Origin of the sequence: Meiothermus sp. Pnk-1, from assembly GCF_003226535.1 — a bacterium.
Taxonomy (GTDB): domain Bacteria; phylum Deinococcota; class Deinococci; order Deinococcales; family Thermaceae; genus Allomeiothermus.
Map to the genome: position 1 here is coordinate 32,519 of NZ_QKOB01000005.1, position 13,352 is coordinate 45,870.

The window sequence follows — 13,352 nt, forward strand, 5'->3', positions numbered from 1 at the left end:
CCGACAACCGGTAAAATCAGGCGGATTCAGGAGGTCTCATGCCCTACTTGTTAGCCCTGGACCAGGGAACCACTTCCAGCCGCGCCATCGTCTTCGACCTCGAGGGAAGACCGCTGGCTCAGGCCCAGCAGGAGTTCACCCAGCACTTTCCTCAGCCCGGCCTGGTCGAGCACGACCCCCTGGAGATCTGGCAGTCGCAGATCCAGACTGCCCGCGAGGCCATCCGGCGCTCTGGGGTGGCTCCGGCGGAGATCGCCGCCATCGGCATCACCAACCAGCGCGAGACGGTGGTGCTGTGGGAACGGGCCACGGGTAAGCCGGTGCACCGGGCCATCGTCTGGCAGGACCGGCGCACGGCGGGAATTTGTGAGGAGCTCAAGCAGCGCGGCTACGAGGAGGTCTTCCGCCAGAAGAGCGGGCTGGTGCTGGACCCCTACTTCTCGGGCACCAAGCTCAAGTGGCTGTTGGACGAGGTTCCGGGCCTGCGTGAGCGGGCGGGGAAGGGGGAGCTGTGCTTTGGCACCGTCGATTCCTGGCTGATCTACAACCTCACCGGCGGCCAGGTGCACGCCACCGACGTTTCCAACGCCTCGCGCACCCTGCTATTCAACCTGCAAACCCTGGAGTGGGACCCCCACCTGCTGGGGGTGCTGGGCATCCCCAAGGCGGTGCTGCCGCAGGTGCGGCCCTCGGCGGGGGTCTACGGCCACACCGTGCGCGAGCTTTTGGGGGCCTCGATCCCCATTGCGGGGGTGGCCGGCGACCAGCAGGCCGCGCTCTTCGGGCAGGCCTGCTTCGCGGCGGGCATGGCCAAGAACACCTACGGCACGGGCTGCTTCTTGCTGATGAACACCGGTCCCAAGCCCGTGGCCTCGGGGCGGGGGCTGCTCTCCACGGTGGCCTGGCAGCTCGAGGGGGAAGGGCCTGAGTACGCGCTCGAGGGCTCGGTCTTCATCGCGGGGGCGGTGGTGCAGTGGCTGCGCGACGGGCTGGGCATCATCCAGAGGTCGGGCGAGGTCGAGGCCCTGGCCAAGAGCGTGCCGGGCACCGATGGGGTCTACCTGGTTCCGGCCTTCGTGGGGCTGGGCGCGCCCTATTGGGATGCCTACGCGCGGGGTACCATCGTGGGGCTCACCCGGGGCAGCACCAAGGCCCACCTCGCGCGGGCCGCCCTAGAGGCCATCGCCTACCAGACCAAGGACGTGCTCGCGGCCATGGAGGCCGACTCGGGGCTCCGGCTCAGCGAGCTGCGGGTGGACGGCGGGGCCAGCGTCAACGAGCTGCTGATGCAGTTCCAGGCCGACCTCCTGGGGAGGGCGGTGCTGCGCCCGCAGGTCACCGAGACCACCGCGCTGGGCGCGGCCTACCTGGCGGCCATCGGCGTGGGGGCGCTGGATAGGGCCCAGATCGCCGAGCGCTGGGCGGTGGACAGGCGCTTCGAGCCCCAGATGAGCGAGGAGGAAAGAACCCGCCTCTACGCTGGCTGGCAGAAGGCGGTGGAGCGGGCCAGGGGCTGGGCGCAGTAGCTTAACATCCACCTTCATGCCCTCATCGCCGATAATCGGGGGCGGAGGTCCATTATGGCAAGCCCAATTCAGGAGATGCTCGAGAAAGCCCGGCAGGTAGCCGAGGGGGCCCTCAAGGAGGCCGAGGCCCGTTTCAACGAGGTCAAGGCCAACCTCGACCGGGACAAAGACGGGGTACCCGATGCCCTCAAGGAGCTGATGGAGCAGGCCCGCGAGGCTGCGGAGAAGGCCAGGGCTAAGCTGGACGAGATCAAGGTCGGCCTGGACAAGGATAGCGACGGCATCCCCGACCGGCTCGAGCGGCTTTCCGAAGGGGTCAAGCAGGCTGCCGAAGCCGCCAGGGCCAAGGCCGAGGAACTGGCCAAAGCCGTCCGCGAGCGTATGGGCGGGAACAGACCGGGCTAACGATGGAAACCGGACGCTGGCTGATGGTCTTGGGGGGGCTGCTGCTTTTGCTGGGGCTGCTGTGGACCTACGCCCCAAAGCTTTTGGGCTGGTTCGGCCACCTGCCGGGGGACATCCGCCTCGAGCGCGATGGCTTTCGGCTTTACTTCCCCCTCGCCTCGACGCTGTTGCTGAGCCTGGCGCTGAGCCTCCTGCTCAACCTGTTGGCCCGCTGGTTTCGCGGCCAGTGAGCGGCCCCCGGGGATGCGCGAGCGCATGCTCTGGGCGGCGGAGCGTTCGGATTAGGGACTTGCGGGCGTTGAGCAGTCGTGCCGGGGGAGGAGAGGGGAGCTTTTCCAAGGGCGGGTGGCCTTCGTGGCCGCTCAGTTGAGCGTTCGCCCGCTAAGCATCGTTCGGGCTCGCTCTATGTAGCCGTGTAGGGTGTCGCGCCACTCGTCGGATTCGGCCAGAAGGGGCAACAGGGCCTCAGCCCGGGCCACGATCTCCTGTGGGCGCACGAAGCCCATCTGGGCCAGCACGTCCACCACCATCTCGTTGGCGCTTATCCACTCCCGGCTGCCCTCGGGGGCCTCCTGGGCGGCAGCCTCGTAGTGCTCGAGGGCCTCCTCCAGGTTCAAGAGGTCATAGGCTAGGTGGCCCAGGATCAGGTGACCGGCGGGGGCAGCCTCGAGCTCAATGGCCTGCTGAGCGGCTTGGCGGGCCTCGTCGTAACGGTTTTGACGATAGAGGGTTTCGGCGAGGTCACCCCAGGCTTCGCCCAAGTAGGCGTACTCGGGGTCGCGCACCACCTCGCGCAGATAGGCTTCGGCGGCGGCGGCATCGCCCCCCTCCAGGGAGGCTACCCCCAGCTCGTGCAGCGCATAGGTGCGGTCGGTGTCCTCGGCGCGGGCGGCAGCCTCGCGGAAGGCCTCTATGGCGGCTTGGTACTGCCCCAGCTGCATCAGCGCCTGGCCCTGTACCAGCGGGGTGCCGTGGGCGGGCTCGGCGCCCTGTTTTTCCAGCTCGAGGGCCTGGGCGATGGCCTCCAGAGCCCGGTTAGGGTTGCCCAGGAGCAGATGGGCCCGGGCCTCCAGGTAGGCTCGGGTGGCGGCGTCTTCGGGGTCTTCCAGCCCAGGATCGCTCAGGGTTTCACCGGCCTCGCCCAGCATTTCAAGCGCTTTCTCCCCCTCTCCCGCCTCCACGAACATCGCTGCGGCATCGAGCAGGTTCCAGTAGCGCTCGAGGCCCATCGCCCCGCGGGCGGCTTCCCGGTAGGCCAGGGCGGCTTCTCCCAGCTGGCCGAGCCGCTCATAGGCCTTCCCCCGCAAGGCGTGGGCTCGCCAGGCGAGAAAGTCGGGGAGGCGGGGTTGATGGGGGGAGAACAGCCGCTCAAGAACCCCCAGGGCTTCTTCGGGTAGACCCAGATAGAGCAGGGCTTGGGCCTGGTGGTACTGGGCTTGGGGGTCGTCGCTTTCGATCCATAGGGATTTGACTTCTCCCTCAGAGGCTCCTTCCAGCGCCCGCAACTCGGCCAGAAGGGCCCGGTAGCGAGGGTGAAGCTCGAGGTCGGGGTAGGCTTCGCGGCCCTCCTCCAGGGCGCGGTAAGCCCCCTCGAGCCCGCCCTCGCCGTAGAGGGTGTAAGCCTCCGCCAAGAGCAGCGAGGCCTCCTTGGCCGCCTCCCCTTGGGCAAAGGTCAAAGCGCGCACCAACATCTCAAATGCGGTGTCGTAATCTCCCTGGTGTAGTGCTTCCAGCACCCGCTGCATCCGAGCGAGAATACCACAGTGCGCTGCATCGCACCGTCGCCCAACGCCCAACGTAAGTAGGCCCGGGGGCGTGGCGCGGGCCGTTATCCTTCCTGGCACCCAATCCTCATCCGTTGGTGAGTTACCATACAGGTGTGCCCTGAGCGGGCGATTTGGGGCGAATGTCCTACTTTGGGCTAGCGCACCAACGGGGTGTTTGATTTGAGCTAGCTTTAGCCCAAAGGGGTTGAGGAGGTATAAGGTTGCCAACACGCATCAATCCATGGACCTTGGTAATCCTGGTTATCGCCGGATATTGGTTGTTCACCCTGTTTTCCGGCGGCAACCAGCCCACCGTCTCCTATAGCGATTTCAGGAAATACGTTAGCGAGGGCAAGATCGCGCGGGTGATCCTGGAGGAGAACCGCATCACCGGGGTGTTCAAGGTTCCCGAGCGCATCTCTACCAACGGCGGAAGCTCTACGGTGTCTCGCTTCAGCCTACCCACCTTGCCCAGCAGCGTTCGGGATGACGAGCTCATTCCGCTTTTGCAACAGAACAACGTCGAGGTGATCACCCGCGCCCCCTCGATCTGGCCCCAGGTGATCGGGATCTTCGCCCCGGTGGTCCTGCTGATGGCCTTCTTTTGGTTCTTCTTCATGCGCTCGCAAGGGGGGGCCGGGCAGGTGATGCAGTTTGGCCAAAGCCGGGCCCGGCAGTACGGCAAGGAGCGGCGGGTCTCCACCACCTTCAAGGACGTGGCCGGACACACCGAGGCCAAGCGCGAGCTGATGGAGGTCGTAGACTTCCTCAAGAACCCTCAGAAGTACATCAGCATCGGGGCCGAGATCCCCAAGGGGGTGCTCTTGGTGGGGCCTCCCGGGACCGGCAAAACCCTCCTCTCGCGGGCCATCGCCGGAGAGGCAGGGGTGCCTTTCTTCTCGGTCTCGGCCTCGGAGTTCATGGAGATGTTCGTGGGGGTGGGGGCCAGCCGGGTGCGCTCGCTCTTCGAGGAGGCTCGGCGCAACGCCCCGGCCATCATCTTCATCGACGAGTTGGACTCCATCGGGCGCAAGCGCGGGGCGGGGATCGGCGGTGGGCACGACGAACGCGAACAGACCCTCAACCAGATCCTCTCCGAGATGGACGGCTTCGAAAAGGACACCAGCGTGATCGTGCTGGCCGCGACCAACCGCCCGGACATCCTGGATCCGGCGCTGTTGCGCCCCGGGCGCTTCGACCGCGAGGTGGTGATCGGCCTGCCCACCATGGAGGAGCGCAAGGAGATCCTGCTGGTCCACATGCGGGGCAAGCCCATCGCCTCGGACGTGGAGGTGGCCGAACTGGCCCAGATCACCCCGGGGATGAGCGGCGCCGACCTCAAAAACCTGGTGAACGAAGCCGCGCTACAAGCGGCCCGCGAGGGGTACAACCAGATCCATATGAGCCACTTCCGCACCGCGCTGGACAAGATCATGCTGGGCCTCGAGCGCGGCACGCTCAAGCTCTCCGAGGCCGAGAAGCGGGCGGTGGCCTACCACGAGGCTGGCCACGCCGTCGCGGGCGAGGTGCTCCCCTACGCCGACAAGACCGAGAAGGTCTCCATCGTGCCGCGCGGGATGTCCTTGGGGGTGCGCTGGAGCAAGCCCGAGGAGCGGGTGCTGATGAGCAAGGAACACCTCGAGGACACCTTGGCCATGACCCTGGCGGGCCGCGCCGCTGAGGAGATCTTTACCGGCACCATCACTACCGGGGCGGCCAACGACTTCAAGCAAGCCACCCAGATGGCCAAGCAGATGGTGCTGGACTGGGGCATGGGGGAGCACTTCAAAAACGTGGCCTGGGGCTCCAACAGCGGCCCTATCTTTTTGGGCGAGGAAATCGCCAAGAAGCAGGACCACTCCGAGGAGACCGCCCGCCTCATCGACGAGGACATCCGCAAGATTCTCGACGACGCCTACGCCAAGGCCAAAAAGGTGCTCTCCGACCACGCCCCCGCCATGCACAAGATCGCCGAGGAACTCCTCACCCACGAGACCATCCTGGGCAACCGGGTGCGGGAGATCCTGGCCGAGGCCAAGGCTTTGCAGCCCGTGGCCACGCCGACCCAGGCCCCTGAGGCGTAGGGCTCTGTCCGCCGCCGAGGCCGCCCGACAGGGCGGCCTTTTCCATCCCCGTCGGAACGCTACCCCGCCCTGTTGGGAGCTCCCAGGCCCGCGCCCGGCTCATCTGGCCAGCGCCAGCTGCACCAAGCGGTCTAAAAGCTCCGGGTAGCTCATCCCTGACGCCTGCCACAGCTTGGGATACATGCTGGTGGGGGTGAAGCCGGGGATGGTGTTGAGCTCGTTGAGGTATAGCTGTCCGTCACGGGCCAGGAAGAAATCCACCCGGGCCATCCCCCGCACCCCCAGCACCCGGTAGGCCTCGAGCGCCAACTCCTGGATGCGCTTTTCGAGCTCGGCGGAGATGCGGGCCGGAATGTGCAGCTGGGCTAGGCCCTCGGTGTATTTGGTTCGGTAGTCGTAGAACTCGCCGTGGTAGGTGATCTCCCCCACCACGCTGGCGCGGGCTTGCACGTTACCCAGAAGGCCAACTTCCAGCTCCCGCACCCCCTCGAGCCCCTGTTCGATGACCACCTTGCGGTCCCAGCGAAAAGCCTCCTCGAGCGCTTGGTGCCCGTCCTGGTCGGCTCTCACCTTGCTCACCCCGACCGAGGAACCGGTGTTCGCCGGCTTGACGAAATAAGGGGCTGGGAACGGGGGGGGAGGTAGGGGGTCGCCCCGGTACAAGCTCACCCACGGTACCACCGGGATCCCGGCCTGGGCCAGCACCCGCTTGCAAAGGTCCTTGTCCATACACAAGGCGGAGGCCGTGACCCCCGCCCCCACGTAGGGCAGCCCCAAAATCTCGAAAAACCCCTGGATGGTCCCGTCTTCGCCTAGGGTCCCGTGCAGGAGCGGGAAAGCTGCGGCATAAGCCCGCCACTCGATCGGCGGCGGGAAGACCTGCTCGCCCGCCTCGGCGCGGCCCGCGTGCACAGCTCGCCGGGCGGATTCCCCCAACAGCCACTTCCCGTCTTTGGCGATCACCGCCAGGTCGGTAGGGTGGGGCATGGCCGCCAGCACCCCTCGAGCCGAGGAGAGGGAGACCTCGTGCTCCCCGGACTGTCCCCCGGCGATGAGTAAAACGCGTAAGTTGCTCATAATGCTGATGATACTGTAACACCCTGGCCCGGCTCGACCCAACCCGCTTCCCTGTCCGATAATGGGGGTTATGGCCAAGTACGTCGTTCTCAATGGCGAGCTGGTCCCCGAGGCGGAGGCCAAGATCCACATCAGCGACCTGGGGTTGCGGCGCGGATATGCGGCCTTTGAGTTCTTCCGGGTGGTGCGGGGCATACCCCTGTTCTTCGAGGATCACCTGGAGCGTTTCCAGCGCTCAGCCGAGCTCCTGTTCCTCGATGCCCCGTGGCCGCCGGAGGAGATTCGACGGCTGGTTTTCCGGCTGGTGGAGGCCAACGCCTCGCGGGAGGCGGGGGTGCAGCTGGTGCTCACCGGGGGGTACTCGCCCGACGCCTTCACGCCCACCACCCCCAACCTGATCATCGCCGAGACCGAGGTCCGGCCCTACCCCGCCGAGCAGTACGAGCAGGGGGTGAAGGTCATCACCCAGCGCAACCTGCGCGAGCTGCCCGAGGCCAAGACCACCGACTACCTGATGGCCGTGCGGCTGATCCCCCGGATGCGCTCCCTGGGCGCGGTGGAGGTGCTCTACCACGACGGGCGGCGGATGCTCGAGGGGGCCCGCTCCGGCCTGGGGATCGTTACCCAGGAGGGGGTGTTGGTCACCGCGGGGAGGGATGTGCTGGAGAGCGTCACCCGGCGCAGGCTCCTGGGGGTGGCGCGCGAGCTGCTGCCCGTCGAAAGGCGGGACATCTCGCTGGAGGAGTTTTTCGCCGCGCCGGAGGTGTTCCTCCTCAGCTCGACCCGTGGGGTGATGCCGGTGACGCAAGTGGACGAGCGAAAGGTAGGCAGCGGCCAGGTCGGCCCCCACACCCGCCGCCTGATGCAGGCCTTCCAGCAGCACGTGGAGGAGTACCTCACCGCTCGGGCTAGCCTTGCTCCGAGGCCGCAAAGTTCAGGCCATTGAAGCGCTGCTGGGCTGCCTGGAAGCCCTCCGCCACCCAGACCTTGACCCCTTCCGCGGCGGCCTCGAGCACCCGCTCTAACACCGGCAGCTGATCGGGCCGAAAGCCACTCAAGACCCAGCTCGCTCCCTCCTCCGGGCGTTTAGGTTTGCCGATGCCGATCCTGAGACGATGAAAGCCGGAGGAGCCCAGGGCCTGGGTGATGGACTCGAGGCCGTAATTCCCGGCGTTCCCGCCCCCGCTTTTGAAGCGGAGCTTCCCCAAGGGCAGATCCAGCTCGTCGTGGACGACCAGGATGCGCTCCTGCGGGATCTTGTAAAAGCGGGCGAAAGGGGCCACCGCCCTGCCGGTGGCGTTGTAGTAGGTGAGGGGCTTCATGACCCAGCCTCTCTCGCCCCCTAGGCTAAGCTCGGCGATCCCCGCCTCCCCCTGGATACGGAACTCGAGGCCCAGCCGATCCAGCACCCGCCAGCCCACGTTGTGCTTGCTGCTTAGGTACTGCGCCCCGGGGTTGCCCTGTCCGACGACTAAAAAACCCATGGCTCATCCATAGAAAAACGCCGATGGCCGCGGTAGGCCATCAGCCGTAGGCCACGATCTGCCGGCCCTACTCTTCTTCGGCCTTGCCCTTCTTGATCACCTCGGGTTCGGCGGCGGCAGGGGCCGCAGCTTCGGCGGCCAACTTCTCGGCGTCCTCGGGCGGCACGATGGTCACCACGGTGGAGTCGCCCCGCATATTGAGCTTGACCCCTTCGGGCAGCTTGAGATCGGAGAGGTGAAGGCTATCCCCGATGCCCAAACCGCTCACGTCTACCTCGATGAAATCGGGGATGTTGCGGGGGGAAACCTTTACTTCGACGTCGCGCAACACGGTGTCCATCACCCCACCTAGCCGCACGCCCTGAGGGGTGCCCACGAATTTCAGCGGCACGTACATCGCCACCGGCTCATCGGAGAGGGCATAAAAATCCACATGGGCCGGGCGGCGCTTGCGCTTGTCGAGGTTGACCTGCCGCACCAGCACGTCTTGGGTTTGGCCCTCGAGCTCGAGGGTGATCACGTGGTGGATGGAGGCTTGACGGAAGACCTTGTCGAACTCACCGAGGTCCACGTAGACCTTTTTGTTGATCTGCTTGTTGTAAAGTATGCCGGGGATTTTGCCCGAATCCCGCAGCCGCTCGGGGTTTTCGCTTTCGCGGTAATAGGCTTTGAGCCGGTATTCCATACACCTTCTCCTTGGTTGGGTGCCGGGCGGGGGTCGCCCAAACACAAGCCTTCCGAGTTTACCACACGGCTGGGGAAGAAGGAAGGGTGAGATTCGGCGAGTTGGGGAAGACCGCGGCCTCAGCGGGGGATTTGGAGGCCCCCGCCCGTTCATAGCCAAGAGCGCAGCCGGCGCACCGAGGCCGGCAGGACTTGTTCAGCGGGGCCGCTCAGGCGGCATTCAAAAGCCATAAAGCCATCAAAACCGATCTCCCGCAAGGCGGTGAAGACCGAGGCGAAATCGCTGTGGCCAGCGCCGGGCTCGAGGCGGTTCGAATCGGCCAGATGGACGTGGGCGAGGTATCGGCCCGCCTTTCGGATCGAGCGGGGAAGCTGGGCTTCCTCGATGTTCATGTGATAGAGGTCGGCGATCACCTTGACCGATTCCAAGCCGGTTTCCTGGCAGTAAGCCGCGGCCTGCTCGAGGGTGTTGACCATGTGATCCTCGTAGCGGTTCAAAGGCTCGAGGAAGAGGGTGGTGCCCACCTTTTTGGCGTATTCGCCCAGGGTGCGCAGGGCCTCGAGCAGGATGCGGTGATCCTCCTCCGCGCCGCGCGGGGGCTCAAAGGGGGGCAAGCGCTTGGAGAAGATGCCGTAGGCGGCGGGCGTGACCACCCCGCGCGCCCCGATCTGGGGGGCGGTCTCGAGCAGGAACTTCATCCGCTCGAGGGCCTCCCGGCGCTTCTCCGGGTCGAACTCCCCGATAAACGGCCCGCCCGCCAGACAGATCGAGGACAGCACCACGCCGGACCGGGCGGCTTCTCGTAGCTCGGGCAAGCGCCCGCCGAACTCGCCGCGGCTCTTGGCCAGGATCTCGATCCCCTCAAAGCCCGCGCTCTGGGCGAAGGCCCACTTCTCGAGCAGGCTGCCTCCGGGCAAAAGGTGTTCCTGGGCGGCCAACTTCACGCGACCTCCTGAAAATCCAACATCACCTGCACGGCCTCCGCTGGCTGCTGATCGAGGAGTTCATAGGCTCGGGCGGCTTCCAGGGCAGGGAAGACGTGCGAGACCAACGCCCTCAGCTCGAGCTTTTCCTCTACCGCCAGCCGCATCACGGTCTGCTCGAGCCGGAGCCGATCCCAGCGGTGATCGAGGCCGGGGTGTACCCCGGAGGTCTGGGAGCAGATCAGTTGAATGCGGTTGTGGTGAAACTCCTCCCCCAGCCGGAGTCCGGTCCCTTCCCCCTGGAAGAACCCTCCGACCACCACCTTCGAGTTATAGGCGGTGGCCCGGATCGCCTCGTGCAAGGCGGTATAGGAGCCGGTGGCCTCCAAGCTTGCGTCGGCCCCCCGGTTGTGGGTGAGGGCTTTGATAGCCTCGGCGGGGTTTTCTTGGCGAAAGTCTATCGTCTGGAGGCCGAGCTTCCGGGCCAGCTCGAGGCGTTGTTTGATTCCATCCACGGCCACAACCTCCGCCCCGTTCAACCGAGCCAGCTGGGCCGCAAGGATCCCTACCACCCCTAACCCAAACACCGCCACCGTATCTCCCAACCGAACCTCCGCGTCGTGAACCATGTTGAGGGCAATCGCGCCGATGCGGGCAAAGATGCCTATCCGCGGATCCCAGCTTTCGCCCCTCAACCGCCTTGGAGCTGTGACCTCCTCGCTCAACACAGCCGAGCTGCGATGCCCCCACGAACCCCAGACCACCTGCCCGACCTCGAGCCTCCTTACCTGCGAGCCCACCTCCACGACCTGGCCCACCTGCTCGTAGCCGATGCCCCGCAGGGGATACTCGAGCCCCGCCTGACCCGGCACGAAGAGGCGTCGTTCGGGATCCCAACGCTTCTCGAGGTAGGGATTGGTACCGCGGTACTGGGTGAGTTCGGTGCCCGCCGAGATACCCGAGTAGAGGGTACGCACCCGGACCTCGCCGGGTTGCAGCGGAGGGTCAGGGTACTCTTGCAGCTGAACGGTTCGGGGAGCGGTGAACACCACCTGGATGCCCACGGCCTACCTCCACCACAACACCATCGCTGCCGTCCAGGAAAACTCTCCTCCGCCCAACCCGGCCCCGGTGGTGGGGTGATAGTATTCGCTGAAACCGGAGAGTTCCGCTAGCTTGAGGGCGTCCTGGCGCAGGCGCTCGGCGGCTTCGGGGTAGCCGTACTCGACCAACCCCCGGGCGATGAGGTAGTTCATGATGGCCCACACCGGGCCGCGCCAGTAGCGCTGGGGCTCGAACTTGGGGTGGGTGGGGTCGGTGCTGGGCACCAGGTAGCGCACCCGCTCGGCCCAACTTTCCAGCGTCCGCACCAGCCGTTCGGCCCTCAGGGGGCTGCTGGTTCCGGCGTAGAGGGGCAAAAAGGAAGCCGAGGTCCCCACCCGGATGGGCGCGTCCTGTACTCGGTCGTAGTTGTGGTAAAGCCCGGCTTGCTCGTCCCAGAGCGTCTCGATGGCCCCCTGGCTGGCCTCGAGCCAGCCCGCGATCTCGGCCTCGTCGCCAAAGCCGAAGCGCTGCGACAGCCACAGCAAGTCGCGGTTGGCGCGGTGCAGCACGCAGTCGATGAGCAGGCTGACCACGCGGAAGGGGCACTCGCGGTGCAGGCGCAGCTGGTCGTAGCCGGCGCGCTTGTAGACCTCGAGCAGCGATAGAAAGCGGTCGTACTCGGCCTTGTGCGGACGCTGGCTGGGGTCTACGTGGCTGGTGTCGCGGCGGGTGTAGGGGGGGAGATGGGGGTCCACCGGGACGCGGGCCAAGGCCTCGTCCCAGGCCGGGCTGTTGTCGGCGCCGGTCTCCCAGGGGTGGAAGGTGGTCATGAGGCCGGTGTTCTGCGGGTCGCGCTCGCGCTTGAACCAGCGGTGGTAGGCCAGGATCTTGGGGTAGAGGGCGCGGGTTTTTTCTTCCGCCAGCGCTTTATCCTGGGCCTGCTCGAGCATCCAGCGCACGAAGGTCGCCACCACCGGCGGCTGGGTGATGCCCGAGGTGGGCGGGGTATGGGGGGTGCCCCAGCGCTCGGGCCCCGGAAAATAGCTCGACTCCGGCCTATGGAAGACGATGTGGGGCAGCATCCCGCTTTCCCACTGGCCCCGGAAGAGCGTCTCGAGTTCCTGCCAGGCCCGCGCCTCGTCGATCCTCATCCAGCCCAGCGCGGTGAAGCCCGCGTCCCAAAGCCACTGAAACGGGTAGAGCCCGGCGGTGGGCACGGTGAAGCCGCCGCGGTCGTTGGCCCTGAGGATGCGGGTGGCCTCCTGCTCCAGCGATTCTCGTGTCTTCATGCTGGCCTCGCGTGGGGGAGCGATTGGCCGCTCGCCGGGTCGAGCCAGCGCAGGCGGCCCGGCTGGGGCCTGAGCCACAGGGTTTGCCCGGGTCTGGCGGCGAAGTCGGGGGGCACCGTGACCTTGAGCGGCTGCTGTTCGTAGCTCAGCGTCAGCAGCAGGTGCGATCCCAGCGGTTCGACCACCAGGACACGGGCGGGAAAGCTCTGGGGTTGGGGCTCGAGGTGGGCCTCGAGGTCTTCGGGCCGCACCCCCAGCAGGACCTCCTTGCCCGGCGGGGAGGAGGGTAACTCCAGGGTCAGCGACTCGATCCGGGCCTGGCTGCCCTCCACCGGCAGCCGCAGGAAATTCATCGGCGGGCTGCCGATGAAGCCGCCCACGAAGGTATCGGCAGGCTCCTGATAGACCTTCATCGGCTCGTCGTACTGCACCACGCGTCCGGCGTTCATCACCGCGATGCGGTCGGCCAAGCTCATGGCCTCCACCTGGTCGTGGGTCACGTAGAGGGTAGTGGTGCGGCTTTCGGCCAACAGGCGCTTGAGTTCGGCCCGCATCTCCAGGCGCAACAGGGCATCGAGGTTGGATAAGGGCTCATCCATCAAGAGCACCTCAGGTTCGACGGCCAGGGCGCGGGCCACCGCCACCCGCTGGCGCTGCCCACCCGAGAGCTGCGCAGGGTAGCGCTCCAGCAGCCCCTCGATGTGCATGAGCGTGGCGGCCCGCTCCACCTGGGCTTTGATCCGTTCGGCTGAGGCCTTTTGCATCCTGAGCCCAAAGGCGATGTTCTCGAAGACGGTGAGATGGGGAAAGACCGCGTAGTTTTGGAAGACCATCGCGATCCTGCGCGAGCGCGGGGGTAGGGCCGTCACGTCGCGCTCCCCGATGAACACCTGTCCCTCGTCGGCGTGCTCGAGCCCGGCGATGATGCGCAGCAAGGTGGTCTTGCCGCAGCCCGAAGGCCCCAAGAGCACCACGAACTCCTGGTCGCGCACCTCGAGCGAGACCCCATCCAGGGCTTTCACCCTGCCGAAGAGCTTTACGATGTTTTGCACTCGAATTCCGGCCATAG

The 13,352-nt window shown here is 66.3% G+C and carries 13 protein-coding genes; 5 read left to right on the forward strand and 8 right to left on the reverse strand.

The window, feature by feature from the left end; all coding sequences use genetic code 11:
- The first annotated feature begins 38 nt into the window (after positions 1 to 38).
- The 3 genes from glpK to DNA98_RS08545 are packed head-to-tail and all read left to right on the forward strand — an operon-like array spanning position 39 to position 2,161.
- Positions 39 to 1,526, forward strand: coding sequence for a glycerol kinase GlpK (gene glpK, locus DNA98_RS08535; protein ID WP_110529090.1), 1,488 nt, complete (start codon positions 39 to 41; stop codon positions 1,524 to 1,526).
- Positions 1,527 to 1,580: 54 nt separating this feature from the next.
- Positions 1,581 to 1,931, forward strand: coding sequence for a dolichyl-phosphate-mannose-protein mannosyltransferase (locus DNA98_RS08540; RefSeq protein ID WP_110529093.1), 351 nt, complete (start codon positions 1,581 to 1,583; stop codon positions 1,929 to 1,931).
- A 2-nt stretch (positions 1,932 to 1,933) separates the two neighbouring features.
- On the forward strand, positions 1,934 to 2,161 hold the full coding sequence (locus DNA98_RS08545; RefSeq protein ID WP_110529097.1) for a DUF2905 domain-containing protein: 228 nt from the start codon (positions 1,934 to 1,936) through the stop codon (positions 2,159 to 2,161).
- Between the two features lie 132 nt (positions 2,162 to 2,293).
- Here DNA98_RS08545 and DNA98_RS08550 read toward each other — a convergent pair whose 3' ends face one another.
- Entirely contained in the window at positions 2,294 to 3,676 is a 1,383-nt protein-coding gene (locus DNA98_RS08550; protein ID WP_110529100.1) for a tetratricopeptide repeat protein, read from the reverse strand.
- Positions 3,677 to 3,918: 242 nt separating this feature from the next.
- Here DNA98_RS08550 and ftsH point away from each other — a divergent pair, with 242 nt between their 5' ends.
- Positions 3,919 to 5,781: an ATP-dependent zinc metalloprotease FtsH gene (gene ftsH / locus DNA98_RS08555; RefSeq protein ID WP_110529102.1), complete on the forward strand. Its 1,863-nt coding sequence runs from the start codon at positions 3,919 to 3,921 to the stop codon at positions 5,779 to 5,781.
- 99 nt (positions 5,782 to 5,880) lie between these two features.
- Here ftsH and DNA98_RS08560 read toward each other — a convergent pair whose 3' ends face one another.
- On the reverse strand, positions 5,881 to 6,858 hold the full coding sequence (locus tag DNA98_RS08560; RefSeq protein ID WP_110529105.1) for a D-alanine--D-alanine ligase family protein: 978 nt from the start codon (positions 6,856 to 6,858) through the stop codon (positions 5,881 to 5,883).
- Between the two features lie 70 nt (positions 6,859 to 6,928).
- Between DNA98_RS08560 and DNA98_RS08565 the strand changes: the two genes are divergently transcribed.
- Positions 6,929 to 7,804, forward strand: coding sequence for an aminotransferase class IV (locus tag DNA98_RS08565; protein ID WP_110529108.1), 876 nt, complete (start codon positions 6,929 to 6,931; stop codon positions 7,802 to 7,804).
- Here the strand turns inward: DNA98_RS08565 and pth are convergent.
- From pth to DNA98_RS08595, 6 genes are all read right to left on the reverse strand, one after another.
- A complete protein-coding gene (gene pth / locus DNA98_RS08570) occupies positions 7,767 to 8,342 on the reverse strand; it encodes an aminoacyl-tRNA hydrolase (protein ID WP_110529114.1) in 576 nt (191 codons plus the stop codon). The genes DNA98_RS08565 and pth overlap by 38 nt on opposite strands.
- A 67-nt stretch (positions 8,343 to 8,409) precedes the next feature.
- Positions 8,410 to 9,027 carry a 50S ribosomal protein L25 gene (locus DNA98_RS08575; RefSeq protein WP_110529118.1) on the reverse strand — a complete coding sequence of 206 codons (618 nt, stop codon included), beginning with the start codon at positions 9,025 to 9,027 and terminating at the stop codon, positions 8,410 to 8,412.
- A gap of 149 nt (positions 9,028 to 9,176) precedes the next feature.
- On the reverse strand, positions 9,177 to 9,971 hold the full coding sequence (locus DNA98_RS08580; RefSeq protein WP_110529120.1) for a sugar phosphate isomerase/epimerase: 795 nt from the start codon (positions 9,969 to 9,971) through the stop codon (positions 9,177 to 9,179).
- Positions 9,968 to 11,014 (reverse strand): zinc-binding dehydrogenase, encoded by a 1,047-nt coding sequence (locus DNA98_RS08585; protein WP_110529123.1) that lies wholly within the window; start codon positions 11,012 to 11,014, stop codon positions 9,968 to 9,970. Before DNA98_RS08585 ends, DNA98_RS08580 begins: the two co-directional genes overlap by 4 nt.
- Before the next feature lie 3 nt (positions 11,015 to 11,017).
- Positions 11,018 to 12,283 carry an amylo-alpha-1,6-glucosidase gene (locus tag DNA98_RS08590; RefSeq protein WP_110529125.1) on the reverse strand — a complete coding sequence of 422 codons (1,266 nt, stop codon included), beginning with the start codon at positions 12,281 to 12,283 and terminating at the stop codon, positions 11,018 to 11,020.
- Complete coding sequence (locus tag DNA98_RS08595) at positions 12,280 to 13,350, reverse strand: ABC transporter ATP-binding protein (protein ID WP_110529128.1); 1,071 nt, start codon at positions 13,348 to 13,350, stop codon at positions 12,280 to 12,282. Before DNA98_RS08595 ends, DNA98_RS08590 begins: the two co-directional genes overlap by 4 nt.
- Positions 13,351 to 13,352 lie beyond the last annotated feature (2 nt).